The sequence below is a fragment of the Devosia sp. A16 genome (assembly GCF_001402915.1).
Classification (GTDB): Bacteria; Pseudomonadota; Alphaproteobacteria; order Rhizobiales; family Devosiaceae; genus Devosia_A.
On sequence record NZ_CP012945.1, the window covers coordinates 830,131 to 847,296 of the forward strand.

At 67.9% G+C, this 17,166-nt stretch carries 22 protein-coding genes; 17 read left to right on the plus strand and 5 right to left on the minus strand.

Annotated features, from left to right (window positions below):
• The first annotated feature begins 80 nt into the window (after positions 1-80).
• The 7 genes from APS40_RS04155 to APS40_RS04185 all read left to right on the plus strand — a co-directional run bounded on the left by APS40_RS04155 (position 81) and on the right by APS40_RS04185 (position 4,283).
• Positions 81-308: a hypothetical protein gene (locus APS40_RS04155; RefSeq protein WP_055045865.1), complete on the plus strand. Its 228-nt coding sequence runs from the start codon at positions 81-83 to the stop codon at positions 306-308.
• A 266-nt stretch (positions 309-574) separates the two neighbouring features.
• Positions 575-1,267 carry a hypothetical protein gene (locus tag APS40_RS04160; protein ID WP_156342830.1) on the plus strand — a complete coding sequence of 231 codons (693 nt, stop codon included), beginning with the start codon at positions 575-577 and terminating at the stop codon, positions 1,265-1,267.
• 102 nt (positions 1,268-1,369) lie between these two features.
• Positions 1,370-2,269 (plus strand): glycosyltransferase family 2 protein, encoded by a 900-nt coding sequence (locus APS40_RS04165; RefSeq protein WP_156342831.1) that lies wholly within the window; start codon positions 1,370-1,372, stop codon positions 2,267-2,269.
• 186 nt (positions 2,270-2,455) lie between these two features.
• Positions 2,456-3,160: a hypothetical protein gene (locus APS40_RS04170; protein WP_055045868.1), complete on the plus strand. Its 705-nt coding sequence runs from the start codon at positions 2,456-2,458 to the stop codon at positions 3,158-3,160.
• Between the two features lie 10 nt (positions 3,161-3,170).
• Positions 3,171-3,533 carry a hypothetical protein gene (locus tag APS40_RS04175; RefSeq protein ID WP_055045869.1) on the plus strand — a complete coding sequence of 121 codons (363 nt, stop codon included), beginning with the start codon at positions 3,171-3,173 and terminating at the stop codon, positions 3,531-3,533.
• On the plus strand, positions 3,533-3,766 hold the full coding sequence (locus APS40_RS04180; protein WP_055045870.1) for a hypothetical protein: 234 nt from the start codon (positions 3,533-3,535) through the stop codon (positions 3,764-3,766). Before APS40_RS04175 ends, APS40_RS04180 begins: the two co-directional genes overlap by 1 nt.
• Positions 3,767-3,845: 79 nt before the next feature.
• Positions 3,846-4,283, plus strand: a complete 438-nt coding sequence (locus APS40_RS04185; protein WP_055045871.1) for a hypothetical protein — start codon at positions 3,846-3,848, stop codon at positions 4,281-4,283.
• A 268-nt stretch (positions 4,284-4,551) separates the two neighbouring features.
• Here the strand turns inward: APS40_RS04185 and APS40_RS04190 are convergent, their stop codons facing one another.
• Positions 4,552-5,175, minus strand: a complete 624-nt coding sequence (locus APS40_RS04190; protein WP_156342832.1) for a hypothetical protein — start codon at positions 5,173-5,175, stop codon at positions 4,552-4,554.
• Positions 5,176-5,226: 51 nt separating this feature from the next.
• Complete coding sequence (locus APS40_RS04195) at positions 5,227-5,790, minus strand: transglycosylase domain-containing protein (protein ID WP_055045873.1); 564 nt, start codon at positions 5,788-5,790, stop codon at positions 5,227-5,229.
• 199 nt (positions 5,791-5,989) lie between these two features.
• On the opposite strand from APS40_RS04195, the gene APS40_RS04200 reads away from it, so the two are divergent.
• The 9 genes from APS40_RS04200 (at position 5,990) to APS40_RS04240 (ending at position 14,447) form a co-directional block, all read left to right on the plus strand.
• Positions 5,990-6,646 (plus strand): response regulator transcription factor, encoded by a 657-nt coding sequence (locus tag APS40_RS04200; RefSeq protein ID WP_055045874.1) that lies wholly within the window; start codon positions 5,990-5,992, stop codon positions 6,644-6,646.
• Complete coding sequence (locus APS40_RS04205) at positions 6,643-7,902, plus strand: sensor histidine kinase (protein WP_055045875.1); 1,260 nt, start codon at positions 6,643-6,645, stop codon at positions 7,900-7,902. The genes APS40_RS04200 and APS40_RS04205 overlap by 4 nt, the downstream gene beginning before the upstream one ends.
• A 102-nt stretch (positions 7,903-8,004) precedes the next feature.
• Positions 8,005-8,475: a hypothetical protein gene (locus APS40_RS04210; RefSeq protein WP_156342833.1), complete on the plus strand. Its 471-nt coding sequence runs from the start codon at positions 8,005-8,007 to the stop codon at positions 8,473-8,475.
• Complete coding sequence (locus APS40_RS04215) at positions 8,472-9,941, plus strand: hypothetical protein (protein ID WP_055045877.1); 1,470 nt, start codon at positions 8,472-8,474, stop codon at positions 9,939-9,941. Before APS40_RS04210 ends, APS40_RS04215 begins: the two co-directional genes overlap by 4 nt.
• On the plus strand, positions 9,938-10,624 hold the full coding sequence (locus APS40_RS04220; protein ID WP_055045878.1) for an ABC transporter ATP-binding protein: 687 nt from the start codon (positions 9,938-9,940) through the stop codon (positions 10,622-10,624). Before APS40_RS04215 ends, APS40_RS04220 begins: the two co-directional genes overlap by 4 nt.
• Positions 10,621-11,820, plus strand: coding sequence for an ABC transporter permease (locus APS40_RS04225; RefSeq protein ID WP_055045879.1), 1,200 nt, complete (start codon positions 10,621-10,623; stop codon positions 11,818-11,820). The genes APS40_RS04220 and APS40_RS04225 overlap by 4 nt, the downstream gene beginning before the upstream one ends.
• Before the next feature lie 208 nt (positions 11,821-12,028).
• Positions 12,029-12,856 carry an ABC transporter substrate-binding protein gene (locus APS40_RS04230; protein WP_055045880.1) on the plus strand — a complete coding sequence of 276 codons (828 nt, stop codon included), beginning with the start codon at positions 12,029-12,031 and terminating at the stop codon, positions 12,854-12,856.
• Entirely contained in the window at positions 12,853-13,689 is an 837-nt protein-coding gene (locus APS40_RS04235; protein ID WP_055045881.1) for an amino acid ABC transporter permease, read from the plus strand. Before APS40_RS04230 ends, APS40_RS04235 begins: the two co-directional genes overlap by 4 nt.
• Positions 13,689-14,447, plus strand: coding sequence for an amino acid ABC transporter ATP-binding protein (locus APS40_RS04240; RefSeq protein WP_055045882.1), 759 nt, complete (start codon positions 13,689-13,691; stop codon positions 14,445-14,447). The genes APS40_RS04235 and APS40_RS04240 overlap by 1 nt, the downstream gene beginning before the upstream one ends.
• Positions 14,448-14,599: 152 nt before the next feature.
• Here APS40_RS04240 and APS40_RS04245 read toward each other — a convergent pair whose 3' ends face one another.
• On the minus strand, positions 14,600-15,763 hold the full coding sequence (locus APS40_RS04245; RefSeq protein WP_055045883.1) for a M20 aminoacylase family protein: 1,164 nt from the start codon (positions 15,761-15,763) through the stop codon (positions 14,600-14,602).
• 56 nt (positions 15,764-15,819) lie between these two features.
• Here APS40_RS04245 and APS40_RS04250 point away from each other — a divergent pair, with 56 nt between their 5' ends.
• Entirely contained in the window at positions 15,820-16,434 is a 615-nt protein-coding gene (locus APS40_RS04250) for a GNAT family N-acetyltransferase (protein ID WP_055045884.1), read from the plus strand.
• On the opposite strand, the gene APS40_RS04255 is transcribed toward APS40_RS04250, so the two are convergent.
• Both APS40_RS04255 and APS40_RS04260 read right to left on the minus strand, forming a co-directional pair.
• The gene (locus APS40_RS04255) at positions 16,431-16,847 is read right to left on the minus strand and encodes a helix-turn-helix domain-containing protein (protein WP_055045885.1); all 417 of its coding nucleotides are present in this window, start codon (positions 16,845-16,847) and stop codon (positions 16,431-16,433) included. The two genes, APS40_RS04250 and APS40_RS04255, sit on opposite strands and share 4 nt — an antisense overlap.
• Positions 16,848-16,849: 2 nt before the next feature.
• Positions 16,850-17,146, minus strand: a complete 297-nt coding sequence (locus APS40_RS04260; protein ID WP_055045886.1) for a type II toxin-antitoxin system HigB family toxin — start codon at positions 17,144-17,146, stop codon at positions 16,850-16,852.
• Positions 17,147-17,166 lie beyond the last annotated feature (20 nt).

Here is a 17,166-nt window from a genome sequence, read left to right on the forward strand (position 1 = left end):
ATAGCGCCCGATGCGTTCTCCGAGTCTAGTGGGTCGCCTTGGGTCGGCGCAACGGCCTACCCGCCTCCTCGGAGATTTCCATGACCTCAGACGGCTGCACCGGCTTCTGGCCGCTCGAATGGCTATTCCCGAAGATCAGCGCCTGCTGCTCGGTCCACGACTTCGGCGGCACCGATGGCACGCTGCTCGACTGCCTTCAGGCGGCGCTTCCCCCATGGGCGTGGGCCATCGCAGCGTTCTGCGTGTCGCTGATGATTCTGTTCCGCCCCATCTACAACCTGATCAAGCGCTTCCTGCGGCTGCGCTGACAGGTTCACAACCCGTGGACCGAGGCCTCTCCGCCCAGTTGAGCGGGATCGCTGAACTCTAGCCTGAGCCACCCAGGAAATGCTAGGTAGCGCTGACATTGCTGGCCGCCAAGTCGCGTGCACTCCTGCTCTAGATGTCAGGCCCCCGTGGCAGCGCTGGAAGAGAGATTATGGGGCTCGCAGTCGTCAATACGTTCTGGACTGGCCCTCGATTGGGCCCCATCCATGCGGCCTGCCTCCGGTCGTTTGCGACGCAGGGACATGTGGTGCGTCTGTTCGCGTATGACGTGCCGGGCGATGTGCCCCCGGGCATCGAAGTTCTTCCAGCCTCGGAAATTCTCCCCTTTGCCGCGGTGCAGAGCTACGCGAAAGGTAAACATTTCGAGCTTATCTCGGACCTGTTCCGATATCGATTGCTGGCCGCCTCGGCGGGACTATGGGTTGATGCCGATTGCTTCTGCGTGAGCGGTATCGAGGACGACGACTATATTTTCGGACGGGAAACCTCGCTCGGCCTGAACACTGCGGTTCTCAAACTTCCCGCAGCATCACCGGTTCTGTCGGCACTTTGCGCCATAACGCCCGGTTTTATCCCGCCATGGGAAACGAGGCGCCGCCGCAACACCTTGCGGCTGCTGCGGATGATCGGCCGCCCCCGTGGGCTCGAACAGATGACATGGGGAACAGCCGGTCCTGCGGCGTTCACATATTATGCCAGGCAGCACGGCATCTATCATCTCGCCGCACCTTCCGACGTGTTCTATCCAATCCACTGGGACCACGCCGAACGGCTATGCCGCGCTGACCTTACCCTGGCGCAACTGACGACGCCGCACACGAAGTCCATTCACCTCTATACCTCGGTGCTGAAGGATCGGACGTTCCCGAGCCAGCAGCCGGAGCCTGGCTCGCCCCTGGCCCTGCTCGCCGGCCCCGAGCTTGCCGCGGAGGCAGGTTGACAACGTGACGGGGGCCCCGTCCCGCGCGATGGCTTGACGGGAGGTCAATGGTTGGGCACCACAGGTGCACCATCGGCGGGGGGCAATCCAGCCGAGGCCACCGTGCGTCAGATCTATCTCTACGACCGGACGTTCCGGTCGGCGACCGACAACACCCGGACGCCACACACCACCATCGCACCGGCGGCGAGCGCGGTGACCGGTCCGCTCGTCTCCTGTCTGATGGTCACCCGCGGCGATCTCGGCCGGGTGCATCTGGCGATCGAGCAGTTCAATCGCCAGACCTACGCGCCGCGCGAACTGGTGATCGTCTGCGACGCGGTGAGCGAAGCACTCGACGCGCTGGTGGGACAAGCCGGCCACAATGTTCGACTGGTGCGGGCCAGCGGTGCGCTCAGCCTCGGAGAATTGCGGAACCTGAGCGTGGCCGAGGCGCAGGGCGATCTCGTCTGCCAATGGGACGACGACGATCTCTACAGCGCAGACCGCATCGCGCATGGCGTGGGCGCGCTGTTGCAGGTGGGAGCAGACGCGCTGTTCCTGCGCCAGTGGTTCATGTGGTGCCCGGCGCAGCAGGTTCTCGTCCTCTCCCGCTCGCGGATGTGGGAAGGTTCGATGATCGCCCGCAAGGCAGCGCTCGCGTCCTACCCCGCCCTGTCGCGCGAAGAAGACACCAGAATGGTGGACGCCATGGTGCCGAGGTCGTCGATCGCGTTGCTCGATGATCCGCTGTCCTACTGCTACTGCATCCACGGGCAGAACACCTCGCCCGGCGACCATATGCAGGTGCTCATCGACACCACGAGGCCGCGCTTCCGCTACGCCGAAGGGGTCGCCGCCTTCGCGGCGAACTTCGCCTTCGCGAGCCACCCTGCACTCGGCCGGGGCGAGGCCGAACGGATCATCGGCTCGGCGAGCCCGAGAGGTATCAGGCGCGAGGCGAGGCGACTGCGGCTCTATACGACGTTCAGCCCGCTCATCCGTCGGTTCCGGGGGACCTAGGCGCCCCTATCCACTCGCGGCAGGTCGGACGGCTTGTGGACTGACCGCTTTTTGCTCTGAACCCATGCTCCTCGCCGTGCGGCGGTTCCACCAGATTGTCTGAAACACGGATCGGCCAGGCGGGCTTCTGTCCGCGCTCGAGCTGACGCGCTTCGCGCTTCTTTCTCACATCCCCGGAGATCTCCCATGCCTTCCAACGTGCCCGCGGGCGCGGCGATACTGCTTGACTTCATCGCCAGGCTCGAAACCAACCGCCAGGGCCAGGCGGCCTATGAAACCATTATCGGCTATCGCAACGAAAAGCCCGGCTGCTTGCCCAGGCCGATCACCGAGATGACGCTCGAGGAGTTGCTGGCCGAGCAGAAGCGCTGGGTGAAGAGCCTCAGGGCACCGAGCGGCGCTGCCGGCCGCTACCAGATCATCCGCCCGACCTTGCTGAGCCTCATCGCCGAGCTTGGCGTGCCGCTGAGCGCGACCTTTTCGCCCGAGCTGCAGGATCGCTTCGGCCTGGCGCTGCTCGAGCGGCGCGGCTGGAGCCGGTTCGTCGCCGGGACCTTGCAGCTGCGCGACTTCGGCAACCGCCTGGCGCGCGAATGGGCGAGCTTTCCGGTGCTCGCCGACCAGCAGGGCGCGCATCGCGCCGTAAAGCGCGGCGAAAGCTACTACGCCGGCGACGGCATTAACGCCTCGCTGGCGAGGGCCGCCGATGCCGAAGCGGTGCTGGCTAAAGCGCTGGACGCAACGACCCGCCCCGAGCCTCCCGCCCCTGTGGCCCCGACCGTCCCTGCACCTGAGCCGCGCAACGGCGGCATCGCCGGCTGGCTGCTCCTCGCGCTGGTCGTCGCGGCGGCGTTCGGCTGGGCCGCTCTCAGCATCCCGCTCCCGTTCTGAGGAAATCGAAATGACTGCACTGTTCTCATCCGTCGTCCTCCATTGGTGGCTGCGCCGCATCCTCGAACTCGGGCCGCTCGTCTCCGGCGCGCTGTCGTGGTTCCTGAACCAGCCGCCCGAGGTGCAGCAGACGCTTCTCGCCATCCTTGAGGGCAACTGGGCCACCGTGACGCTCGGCACCATCGTCACCATCGGCGGCTACATCTGGTCGTTCATCAGCACCCGGCGCAACCAGGTGACGATCGACGGCCAGCAGGTCCCCTTGCAGCAGATTCCGCAGAAGGTGGCCGTCGAGGAGATCGCCCGCACCGCCATCCTCAAGCGCAGCCGCACCCTCGCCGACCTCCTCGCCGAAAAGCTGGGGCGGCGCTGATGGCCGGCCCCCGCTTCGACCTCACCATCAATCTCGGCCACATCATCACCTTCGGCGGCCTGCTGGTTACCATGGCGATCGGCTGGGCCACCTTCGACGGGCGGCTGCGCGCCGTCGAGAAGACGCTCGAAACCGCCACCGCCACGCTGGTCGAACAGGTCCGGCAGGGCGCCGAACTGTCCGCGGTTTCGGCGCGCGTCGATCGGCTGGAGCGCCTGGCGGAGATGCGCTGAGCACCCGCCGCTTAAGTTCGGAACCGGATCTTACCTCACAAGTTGTCGATGCCGAGGGCAACAAGAGGAGAAGAACACCGTGAACAAGATTGCCACTCTGATGATCGCCGTCGCCCTGGCGAGCAGCCCGTTTGCCGCCGTGGCGCAGGATGCCAAGGCAACGACCAGCACCAGCACCTCGACGGACGCCATGGCGAGCGGGAGCGTGAACTACGGCTCGCTCATCTCGAGCCTCAATGCGGGGAAGATGGCCGACCTGGGCACCTACACCCCAACCTCGAAGGTGAGCTGCGTGAAGGTGTCGACATTGAAGGGGGACGCCTCGGCTGACCTCAAGGCGCTGGATAACGCCCTGAGCAAGAACGCCGCCCAGGTGGCGAGCCTCAAGACCTCGATCGAGGGCAACGCCGACCTCAAGACCAAGCTCGAAACCAGCAGCTGCCCGATCGACAAGATCGTCGCCGTGACCACGGAAGCGGACGGCTCGTTCACCGTCTTCGTCGACGACCGCAGCTGAGTGTTTCAGGCCGCTCCTGAACGGACAGCCGGCTGATCGGCGCACCGGAGCCCCGCCCTCCCCGAGGTCGGGGCTTCTTGCTATCCGCTGCCTCCCCCCGAAGCCCGGCCGGCCAGCGCGCATCCCAGATGGAACCAACCGCTTCTACGCACATTGATGGGGCAAGGTGAAGCGCCCCCAAGAACGCGAAGCCTCGATCTCGGGCCCCGGCCGCCACAGGCGCCGGGGCCTTTTGCTGCGCGCCGCTCGAACCGGCCACCCATCGCGGCTAAGCGGGCGCGATCGGCCCGCGGGTTGCGGCGCGCCGGCCGAAGCGCCGGCGCCAGGCGCCTGCCGCCCCTGCTCTCAGGCGATCGAGCGGGCCGATGCGGAAGGGCGCGAGCAGCGCGTCCCACACCTCGGCGCTGCCGGTCCAATCGCCCACCGCGCCTTCCGGCGGTTCGGCCACGAGGTGGAAGGTGAGGCGCGGATTGTAGCGTGAGACCGCCGCGCGCACTCCGGCGACGACCTCGCCCGGCACCGGCCGGCTGAACACCAGCAGCAGCGGGCCGCGGCCTCTGAGGCGCGACCGGGTCCTGCGGCAGAGATGCTCGTGCCGGGCCCGCGCCGCCGGGTAATGCGCGTCGAGCTCCGCCGCCGTGAGCCCCCGCGGAAACTCGTGTTGATGCGAGGTGCGGTAGCGCGCGTTCCACACCACCCCCTCCTTCACCACCAGGTCCTCACGCTCGAACAGGCCAGCGAAATCCTGGCGCAGGTAGCACTGGAGCGCCTCGGGCGGCGTCACCTGCCAATCGAACACCCCGCTCGGCGAGGCATCCCCGAAGACACGCAGCAAGTGATGCTTGCCCCGGCAGTTCGGCCCCAGACTGATCGCCGCGCGGACCCTTTGCATGCGGCCGAACCTGACATGGCGTGGCCGGCACGGCAATCGGCGGCACGCGGCTCAGCGGGGCGGCTTCTCCAGCATGGCGACGATCTGCAGCGTGCGCGCCTTCAGCCGGTAGCCATAGCGGGCATCGGGATATCGCGGCATCGGAAAACGCAGCATGGCGGCGAGCATGGCCGCATCGCCAAAGCCGAGCTGTTCGAGGTCGATATCGAGGCGGGCGGCGGCGCGCTGGATGCCGGCGGCGTTCCAGCCGAAATCGGCGATGCTCAGATAGGCCCAAAGGCAATCGGGCTTGGAGACCTGCCGCGCCAGCCCCAGCGCCAGCAGCACTTCGCTCGCCTCGCTCGACAAGACGCCCTCGCGCGGCCAGCGCACCATGCGGACCAGCCGCTGCTCGATGCTCGGACGAACCCGGGTATCGCGACGCCGCACCCGCCGCCAGGCGTTGCGCAAGCCTTCGCGGGCATCGATTCCGGCATGTCTGCGATAGCGGGGGTCCTCGGCCAGCACCACCGCACGTGCAATCAGCTCGCCCCACTCGTTCGCGGGCCGGGGATGCAGTTCCAGGATCCGTTCGACCGCATCGACGATGAGCTCGAGCTCTCGCCAGCGGAGCATGCGCCTGCCCCTCGTCCTCACTCTCCCCCGCGCCGCAATACTGGCCGTGGCCGCAGGATTTGCCAAGCCGGCATTTGCATCTGGACGCCGCCGGCGCTTCCCCCGGCCCACCGCAAGAGGGTCCCCGCCGCTCCGCAAAAACGCTCTAACGCCGCCCTAACACGGCGTAGGCTAGTGACGGGCGCCGGAGGGATTTGGTTTGCGCGTATTGGTGGTTGAAGATGAGCGGCAGCTGGCGGATTCGATCGCCGAAGGCCTGCGCCTCCATGCCATGGCGGTGGATGTCGCCTATGACGGGGCCGCCGGGCTCGATCGGGCGCTGGTCAACGAGTACGACGTGCTGGTGCTCGATCGCGATATCCCGCTGGTGTCAGGCGACGAGGTCTGCGCCACGCTGGTCGAAAGCCATTCCCCTACCCGCATCCTGATGCTCACCGCCGCCACCGCCGTGGCGCAGCGGGTGGCCGGGCTCGGGCTCGGCGCCGACGATTACCTCACCAAGCCCTTCGCCTTTGCCGAGCTGGTGGCCCGCGTGCAGGCGCTTGGCCGCCGCGCCCGGCCGGCCATCCCGCCGGTGCTCGAGCGCTCCGGCCTGCGCCTCGATCCGCATCGCCGCAGCGTCGCCCGTGACGGGCGGCCGGTGGAGCTGTCGAAAAAGGAGTTCGCCGTGCTCAAGGAGCTGCTGCGTGCCGATGGCGGCGTCGTCTCGGCGGAGCAGTTGCTCGAGAAGGCCTGGGACGAACAGATCGACCCGTTCTCGGGGGTCGTGCGTTTCACCGTGATGAACGTGCGGAAGAAACTCGGCGAGCCGCAGCTGATCGAAACGGTGCCGGGCGTGGGGTACCGGCTCAAATGACGCGGCTCCTCAAATTCCTCGGCTTTCCCTGGACCATCCGCACCCGGCTGAGCCTGCTCTATGCCGGCGCCTTCTTCGTCGCCGGGGTGGCGCTGATCGTCGCCATCTACCTTTATCTCGGCGTGGTGCTCGACCGGCAGTTCAGCATCCGGCTGGTCAACGACGCCGCTCCGGGGGCCGAGGGCCAGATGGGGGCGCCGGGCGTGCTGCCGCCGCGCGAGCTGATGGACGAGGCGGGGCGCATCAGCGTGCTGGTCCGGCAGGCCCGGCTGAACACGCTCGACACCATGCTGATGGTGTCCCTGGCGCTGGTCGGCTTTCTCACCGTGCTCGCCGGCCTCATCGGCTGGCTGGTGGCGGGCCAGGCGCTGCGCCCGCTGCGCGACATCACCGCCACGGCACGACGGGTGGCCGACCGGAGCCTGCATGAACGGATCGCGCTCGATGGCCCCAAGGACGAGATCCGGGATCTCGCCGATACGCTCGATCAGATGCTGGAGCGGCTCGACCGCTCCTTCGACAGCCAGCGCCGTTTCGTCGCCAATGCCAGCCATGAGCTGCGCACCCCGCTCACCATCACCCGCACGCTGATCGAGGTAGCGCTGCTCGAGGCCGGCGCGGACGACAAGCTGCGCCAGCTCGGCACCACGCTGCTCGCCGTCAACCAGCGCCACGAGAAGCTGACCGATGGGTTGCTGACCCTCGCCAGCAGCGAGCAGCGCGGCGATTTCCATCCGGTCGGGCTCAGCGACATTGCCGGCCATCTCGTCACCGAACTCCGCCCCATCGCCGACAAGGCCGGCGTGCGGCTCGAAACCGCCTTGCAGCCGGGCATGGTGGAAGGCGACGCCTTCCTCATCGAGCGGCTGATCCAGAACCTTCTCGAAAATGCCATCCAGTACAATCTCGGTGAGAACGGCTGGGTCCGGGTGAGCACCGCCGTGAGCGGCAAAGCCGTGGAACTCACGGTCGAAAACACCGGCCCGGTGGTGCCGGGCTATGAGGTTCCCGGGCTGTTCGAACCGTTCCGCCGGCTCGCCTCCACCGAGCGCCTCGCCGGCACTGGCCGCGCCCCGATCACCCGCGGCGCTGGCCTCGGCCTCTCCATCGTCCGCTCGGTCGCCCAGACCCATGGCGGCGCGGCGGAGGCAACGCCGCGTGAGGACGGGGGGCTGGTGGTGCAGGTACGGTTTCCGGCGGCGGGCTCGCATCTGGGCAACATCGAGCCGCAAACTCGGCACCCACCTTCCCCTTGATGGGGAGGTGGGCATCGCGTCTGTGGCGAGCCCTAACCACCTAACACCCATCTAATACCCAATCTCGTACGTCCGTCTCACCCCAACGACGGAGACGCGACGATGCTCACTCGAGCTTTACTTCCCTTGGCCCTCGCCGGCCTGCTGCTTGCGGCGCCTGCTACGGCGCTGGCCCAGCAGCCGACCGATGATGACGATGCCGCCCTCGCCTATGCCAAGTGCATGCGGGACAACGGCTATGCCGAGTTCCCCGATCCGACGCCCGGCGAGGGTATGCGCTTCCTCATCACCCCCGGCGGTGCTGCCCGCTTCGAGAAGGCTGCCACGGCCTGCCGGGCGCTTGCGCCGGCCGGGCTGCGCGACGACGGCGTCACCCCCGAGCAGCTCGATGGGCTGCTGAAGCTCGCCCAATGCGTGCGGGACAATGGCCTGCCCAATTTCCCCGACCCCGGCGCCGACGGCCGCTTCGATGTGACGAGGATCGGCGCCGGCCCGGACGATCCCAAGCTCAAGGCGGCAATGGGCGCCTGCCGCGACCTGAGCCGCGGCGCCCGGATCATGATCGGCGGATGATCAATCTGCGCACCATCCTTTCCGGCGGCGCCATCGCGGTGGTCGCCGGGGCCGTCGCGCTTGCGGGCCTCGTCGGGCTGCAGCCGGCGCCTCCAGCGGCTGCGCCGACCCTGGCGCCCGTCGCGACGGCCGAGATCACCCGGGGCGCGCTGGTCGACAGCAAGACCGTCACCGGCACGCTCGGCTACAGCGAGCTCGCGGCGTTGCGGCCGACCCTCGCCGGCGCCTCCGCCATGGTGACGGCGCTGGCCCCGCTCGGCGCGATCGTCTCGCGTGGCGAAGCGCTCTACGGGCTCGACGGCCAGCCGGTGATCCTGTTCTACGGCACGGTGCCGCAGCACCGCACGCTACGCTTCGAGACCGACAGCCCGGTCTGGGTCGAGCTCGAACAGAGCGAGGCCGCGGCGGCGGCCGCCGAGCTGACGCTGCAACTCGAACAACAGCGGCTCGCCGACGCCGAGGCGCGTCGCGCCGACCTGAGCGCCCGGCGGGCCGACGCCACGGCCGAGAAACCCGCCCTGCCCGAGTTCGTGCAACTGGCCGGCGCAGTCAGCGTCGCGGCCGCCAGGCTCGAGCGCGTCAGCGAGCTCTCGGCCGCCCAGCTGACCCCCGCCGCCGAGATCGCCGCTGCCGAAGCCGAACTCGCCACCGCCCGTGCCGGCTTCGCCGCCGCCATCCGCAGCCTCGACAAGGATCTGGCGGCCGCCGGACTCGATGCGGTGGCCGCCCGCGTCGCCATCGCCGACGCCACGGTGAAGCGCGACAGCCTGCGTGAGGCCCGCGATGCGCTGCGTGCCCGCGCCGGCGACACCACCGATATCGCGCAGCTCGCCGCCAACCTCGCCGCGCTGGGCTATGCCGGCCCGCTGGCCGCTGAGGTCCGCGCTTGGCAGCGCGCCTCCGGCCTCCCTGTCACCGGCATTGTCGGGGCGAGCCAGGTGGTGATCGCCGAGGGGCCGGTGCATGTCGCGGCGCACGACGCGGCGATCGGCGAAACCCTGCTCGCCGCCTCGGCCGAGCGCAGCTCGATCCTCGACTATTCCTCGACCACCAAGCTGGTGACGGTGCCGCTCGCCGTCGCCGACCAGGCGCTGGCCGCCGTGGGGCGGGCGGTCACCATCACGCTGCCCGACGATCGCCAGGTGGCCGGCAAAATCTCCGAGGTCGGCTCGGTGGTGAAGGACGGCAATATCGAGGTCACCATCGCCATCGCCGACCAGGCGGCGCTGGCCGGGCTCGAGGTCGCCTCGGTGGATGTCGATTTCGTCAGCGAGCGCCGCGACGATGTGCTGTCGGTGCCGATCGCGGCGCTGCTGGCGCGCCCCACCGGCGGCTTTGCCGTCGAGCTGGTCGAGGATGGCGGAACGCGGCTGGTCCCGGTCGAGACCGGGCTGTTCGCCGCCGGCCGGGTCGAGGTCAGCGGTGAAGCCATCGCCGCGGGCGCGCGGGTCAGCGTGCCCGGATGAGCCCGCCGATCGTCTCGCTCGACAACGTCTCGCGCGCCTTCGCCGGCGGCGTCCTGGCGCTGCGCGATGTCAGCCTGGAGATCGCGCGTAGCGAGCTCGTCGCCATTGTCGGGCCCTCCGGCTCGGGCAAATCCACCATGCTCAACATCATCGGCACGCTCGATCGCGCCAGCAGCGGCACGGTGGCCATCGACGGGCTGGCGGTTGCCGAGCTGGGCGACGATGACCTGTCGGCGCTGCGGGCCCGCCGCATCGGCTTCGTGTTCCAGCACTTCCACCTGTCGCCGGGCGTCTCGGCGCTCGACAATGTCGCCGATGGCCTGCTCTATACCGGCACCCCACTCGGCGAACGACGCGAGCGGGCGGCGGCGGCGCTCGCCGAGGTCGGGCTGGCGCATCGGCTCGACCACCACCCGCACCAGCTGTCGGGCGGCGAAAAGCAGCGCACCGCCATCGCCCGCGCCCTGGCGCGCCGCCCGCTGCTGCTGCTGGCCGACGAGCCGACCGGCGCGCTCGACAGCGCCTCGGGCGAAGGCGTAGTTGAGTTGCTGCTCGGGCTCCAGCGGGCCGGCACCGCCGTGGTGGTGATTACCCACGATCGCGAGCTCGCCGCCCGTTTCGACCGGCAGGCCACGATGCGCGACGGCCAACTGGTCGAGGACAAGCGGCGAGGTGCGCGATGAGCCCCTTGCCGCCGGCCCGGCTGCTTCCCGTCGATATCCTCCGCCTCGCCGCCTACGGGCTCAGGGCTCGGCCGCTGCGTGTCGTGCTCTCGGCGCTGGGCATCGCCATCGGCATCGCCGCGATGATCGCGGTGGTCGGCATTTCCACATCGAGCCGCGCCCAGCTCAACCAGTTGCTGCAGCAACTGGGCACGAACCTGCTCAGCGCCAGCCCCGGCACCTCGCTGTTCGGCGAAGCCGCGACCCTGCCGCCCGAATCGGTTTCGATGCTCGGCCGCATTCCTGAGGTGAGGGAGGTCAGCGCCATCGGCGCGCTGGCCGATGCGAGGATCTATCGCAGCAACCGCATCCCCGCGAGCCAGTCGGGCGGCCTCGCCGTCTATGCGGCGCGGCTCGACCTGCTCGAAACCCTCGGCGCCACCGTCGCTGCCGGCACCTGGCTGAACGACGCCACGGCGCGCTACCCGGCGGTGGTGCTCGGCGCCCGCGCCGCCACCCGGCTCGGCATCGGCCGCGGGCTGATCGGCCAGCCGGTCTGGGTCGGCGGCCGCTGGTTCACCGTGGTCGGCATCCTCGCGCCGGTGTCGCTGGTGCCCATGCTCGATCTCAGCGCCCTGATCGGCTGGCCGGCCGGCGAGCGCTATCTCGATTTCGACGGCGACATCACAACGCTCTATGTCCGCGCCGAGCCAGCGGCGGTGGATACCGTGAGGGGCCTGCTTGCCGCCACCGCCAACCCCGAGGCGCCCAACGAGGTCGACGTGTCGCGCCCCTCCGATGCGCTGGCCGCCGAAGCCGCCGCCGACCTCGCCTTCACCGGGCTGTTGCTCGGGCTCGGGGCGGTGGCGCTGCTGGTGGGCGGCATCGGCGTCGCCAACACCATGGTGATCTCCGTGCTGGAGCGCCGCGCCGAGATCGGCCTCCGCCGCTCGCAGGGGGCGACGCGCGGCCATATCCGCCTGCAGTTCCTGGGCGAAGCACTGCTGCTGGCGCTGCTCGGGGGCGGCAGCGGCGTCATCATCGGCGCGCTGGTGACCGCGGGCTACGCCCGGCTGCAGGGTTGGCCGGTCGATATCCCGGCGTGGGTGCCGCTCGGCGGCATGGCGGCAACGCTGCTGATCGGCGCGGTTGCCGGGCTTTATCCGGCGATCCGCGCCGCCCGCCTGGCCCCGACGGAGGCGCTGAGCGCCTCGTAAACACCGGCCTTGAGCTCCCCTCCCCCTTGAGGGAGAAGGGAGCCCGCCGTTCCCCGCAAGTCATTGCAGATGCAACGAACATTCCCCCCGCCGCGATTCTCTGCAATTCTATGGCTGGCGCCGCGACGGATTGTCGGTAAATTCGCCGGCGGGGCTCGGGGGACGGGGGCATTTTCGTCGACCGCCGGGCGAAAACACGAGAGTGAAGATGGCTCACAAGCACAATATTCTGACTGTTGCGCTGCTGGCCGTGATGGCGATGGTCGTCACGCCGGTGCTGGCGCAGGAAAAGACGCCCAACGACCCCAGGCTGTTCACGCCGGGCAAGCTCACCGTCTCGACCTCCGAGCCGAGCTATCCGCCATGGGTGCTCGACAACAACCCGGAAGCCGGGGAAGGCTTCGAGGCGGCTTTGGTCTATGCGCTCGCCGCCGAGCTCGGCTTCAAGAAGGAAGACGTGGTGTGGGTCGACGTGACCTTCGACGGCGCCATCGCGCCGGGCCCCAAGCCTTATGATTTCTCGATCCAGCAGATCTCGGTGACGCCGGAGCGCGCCAAGGTGGCGACCTTCTCCGACGTCTACTACCAGTCCGACAAGGCGGTGATCGCCCTGCCGAACTCGACCGTGGCTGCCGCCAAGAGCTTTGCCGATCTGAAGGCCGCTCGCTGGGGCGTAGCCGTGGGCACCACCGATTTCGACTACGTCACCCACGTGCTCGGCATCGACAATGCCGCCGTCTATGATGACCAGGCCGGCGTGTTCCAGGCGCTGCAGGGCGGCCAGATCGACGCCACCGTCGCGGCGCTGCCGACGGCGCTCTATGCCACGTGCTGCCAGGTACCGGAGGCCAAGATCACCGCGATCCTGCCCAAGGATCCCAAGGACGAGGGCCTCGGACTGCTCTTCGCCTACGAGAACCCGATCGTGCCGTGGATCAACGAAGGCCTCGCCAAGCTCAAGGAAAAGGGCGTGATCGACGAGCTGGCCAAGAAGTACCTGATCGCCGATCCGAGCATTCCCGAGATCACGCAATGACACGACGACCCGGCAAGGGACGCCGGCAGATTGCTCTCAAGGACCGGCTCACGCCGGTCCTTATTAGTTTGGTCAGCGTCGTGGTGGTGTTCGGCGCCATCGCCTATTTCGTCGGCTCGGCCGAGCAGTGGCCGCGCATCCAGAACCAGTTCTTTTCGTTCGAGGCGATGCTCGAGGCAGCGCCCGGCGTTGCCGGCGGCTTCCTAGTTTCGCTGCAGATCTGGCTGATCAGTCTTGTCTGCATCGGCATCTGGGCGCTGGTGCTGGCGATCTTCCGCGCCATGAGCGGCCCCTGGTTCGCGCCGCTCCGCGTCTTCGCCATCGTCTATGTCGATCTGTTCCGCGGCCTGCCGGCGCTGCTGCTGGTGCTGCTGTTCGGCTTCGGCATTCCGGCGCTCAACCTGCCCGGGCTCCCCAAGGAAGGGCTGTTCTGGGGTGGCGTGGCGCTGATCCTCAGCTATTCGGCCTATGCCACCGAAGTCTATCGCTCCGGCATCGAGGCGGTGCATGAAGGCCAGGGCATGGCGGCCAAGGCGCTCGGCCTCACCCAGTGGCAGACCCTGCGCTATGCCATCCTGCCGCAGGCGCTGCGCAACGTCGTGCCGGCCATGCTGAATCTGGTGGTCGCGCTGCAGAAGGATGTGGCGCTGCTCTCGGTGCTGGGCGTCCGCGATGCAGTGCGCGAAGCGCAGATCTACACCGCCCGCACCTTCAACTATTCCTCGCTCGTCGTCGCCGCGATCCTGTTCCTGCTCGCCACCATTCCCCTGGCGCGCCTGACCGATCATCTGCAGCGTCGCGACCGAGCGCGCCGCCTCCAGGGTGCCCGCTGATGAGCAACCGCATCGAGATCGAACAGCTCACCAAATTCTATGGCGAGCGCCAGGTGCTGGACGCAGTGGATCTGTCGATCGCCGCGCACGAGGTGGTGTGCCTTATCGGCGCTTCCGGCTCCGGCAAATCAACCCTGCTCCGCTGCATCAACGGGCTCACCGAGTTCGACGAAGGCACGGTCAGGCTCGACGGGGTCGATATCTACGACGAGAGCTTTGGTCGCACCGGGCTCTACAAGCGGGTCGGCATCGTCTTTCAGGCCTATAACCTGTTCCCGCACATGAGCGTGCTCGAGAACATCACGCTGGCGCCGATCCGCGTGCACGGGCGCGACCGTCGCGAGGCCGAGGCAGCCGGGCTGAAACTGCTCGAACTGTTCGGGCTGGGGCAATATGCCAAGGCCTATCCCGAGCAGCTCTCGGGCGGCCAGCAGCAGCGCGTCGCCATCGTCCGCTCGCTCGCCACCGAACCCGACGTGCTGCTGCTCGACGAGGTGACGGCGGCGCTCGACCCCGAGCTGATCGGCGAGGTGCTGAAGATCATCCGCGATCTGAAAACCAGCGGCATGACCATGGTGATCGTCACCCACGAAATGGGCTTCGCCCGCGACGTCGCCGATCGCGTCTGCTTCCTCGACAACGGGCGCATCGTCGAACAGGGCGAACCGCACCGGCTGTTCTCGAAGCCGGAAAACCCGAGGACGCAGAAGTTCCTCGAGCGGATTATCGCAGCGGGGCGGCTGGAAGCGACGGTTTAGTGCGGTTGCACGGGCCAAGCCCCGTGCCCGCACAACCCACCGGCTGTCATCAGGGACCCATCCATCGGCTTGTGCGGGCGGTGAGTTGGGTCCCTTCTTTCGCAGGGATGACACCGAGTATTGGGTGAGCGTTGTGGGTAGACGATCGCGCACTACCCGTTCGCGGCCAGATAATCCTCCACCAGCGCCACCCAATATTTCGCCGCCGGCGCGATCACCGCGTCGTTGAAATCATAGTTCGGGCTGTGCAGATCCGCGCTCGCCCCATTGCCGACGAACAGGTAGCTCCCCTTCTGCTTTTGCAGCATGAAGGCAAAGTCCTCGCTCACCAGCAGCGGCTTCAGCGATCCGACCTTGGCCTCGCCGAAATGCCTTACCGCCACCTGCCGGGCGAACGCGGTCTCGTCGTGATGGTTGAAGAGCGCCGGAAAGCCCGGCGGGTGCACCACTTCGGCGACGGCCCCAAAACTCGCCGCCTGCGCTTCGGCCAGCAGCTTGATCCGCTCGCGGATCCGATCGCGCACCGCCTCGCTAAAGGCGCGGGTGTTGAGTTGCAGCTCGACGCTGTCGGGGATGACGTTGGGCATCGAGCCGCCGTGCAGCATCCCGATGGTGACCACCGCCGTTTCCAGTGGGTCGATATTGCGCGAGACGATCGATTGCAGCGCCAGCACCAGCGACGAGGCCGCAACGATGGGATCGACCGCCTCGTGCGGCATGGCGCCGTGACCGCCCTTGCCTCTGATGGTGATGACGATCCAGTCGACCGCCGCCATAGCCGGCCCGTCGATGAAGCGGAACTCGCCCTCCGGCACCCCCGGCCAGTTATGCATGCCGAACAGCGCGTCGACCGGGAACCGCTCGAACACTCCGTCCTCGATCATCTGTACCGCGCCGCCGACTTCCTCGGCGGGCTGGAAGATCAGCCGCACCGTGCCGGAGAAATTGCGTTTCTCCGCCAGCTCCCTGGCTGCGGCGAGGAGGATGGTGGTGTGTCCGTCATGCCCGCAGGCATGCATCACACCCGGCTTGGTGCTGGCATAGTCGAGGCCGGTGGCTTCGGTAATCGGCAGTGCGTCCATATCGGCGCGGAGCCCGATCGTGCGCTCCCCTGCCCCGGCCCTGAGCGTCGCCACCACGCCGGCGCCGCCAATGCCGGTTGCCACCTCATAACCCCAGCCGGTGAGCAGTTCGGCGACCAGCGCACTGGTGGCGAGTTCCGCGCGGCTGAGCTCCGGCGCGGCGTGCAGCCGGCGGCGCAGGGCGATGAAATCGGCAATGTCGTTCGGGGCGGAAATGGGCGGAGTGACTTTCATGGCGAGCGCCTGTATCGCAGACTTCCGACCCCGATAGAACAGGTCTTACGAGCCCCATGCACCACCCCTTGCTCGATCTGCTGACCGGCGCCGCCGAGGGCCGCTTCCCTGAAGTCGATGGCGCCGTCACCGTGCTGCCGCCGCTCGCCGGCGGCTGGGAATGTTCGGTGGCTTTTACCGCCCATGCGGTGGTCGCCACGGCGCGCTCCGCCGACGAGGTGCTGGGCCAGGGCCCGGATGGTTATGGCGGCTCGATGGCGCCGGATTTCCTGCGCTGGCTCGCCGGGCCCCGGGGCTTTGTCGGGGTCATCGACGTGATGCTCTATACGCGCGGCACCGGCATTTCGAAGCTGCCGCTCCGTACCGACGCCGACGATCACCCGCGCGTGCAATATGCGCGGCAATATCGCTCCGACGTACGCGTCTATGGCGATGAGCGCGGCCTCGTCACCATCGGCGCCGGCCTCGGCGGGCGACGCGAGCTGAGTGTCGAGGCCGACACCCACAATCGCGGCTTCGGCACCTCGCTGATCAAGGAAGCCATCGGCCTCGTGCCCGAAGGCGAGTTGCTGTTCGCCGCGGTCTCCCCAGGCAATGCCCGCTCGCTGCGCGCCTTCCTCAGCCTCGGCTTCACCCCGATCGGCAGCGAAGCCCTGATCCGCCCGGCCTAAGCCGCACGTTTCCCGCGCTTTGGTGCTGCCTTGGGTTTTACCTGCGCGAGGTGGTACGGCGCCACCAGCATGTCGGCGGGCAGGCGCCAGCGTTGGTTGAGCAGATGAACCATGTCGAGCGTCAGCCGGCGGTGCTTGTTCAACACTTCGCTGGCGCGCGACCTCGAGCCGATCAGCGCGGCAAAATCCCCCTGCGTCTTGCCGAAAGTGACCATGTACGACTTGATCGCCTCCACCGGATCGGGGGTGGCGATGACCCAGTGCTGGCTCTCGTAGCCTTCGATCAGGGCAGCAAGCACGTCGAAGCGATCGGCCTCAGGGGTGCCGGGCGCGGGCTGCGTCTCGAAATACCTGACGATCTCGGCCAGCGCCCAATCATAGTCAGCCTCGGTCTTGATGGGACGAACATCCATTGTCACACCTTCTCCACGTCGATCTTGTCGTAGTCCCCATGGGTCCCGACAAACTTGATCAGCACGCGCCTGAATGGGTAGGCCACGTGGCAGACCAGTCGATATTTGTTCCCACCGATATCGAAGACGACACGATTGTCACCCACGAAATCCACCGTCGTACCGAACTGCTTCTTCACATCGGCGGGCGTGGCCCACTCGGCTCTTGACGCGATACCATGCCATACGCTCAAGGGCGTTTCGGCGTCGGGATGGATCGCCCAGAACAGCTTCAGCGTGCGTTTGGCGATCACCTGCATATCGAAGAGATATAGTCCAT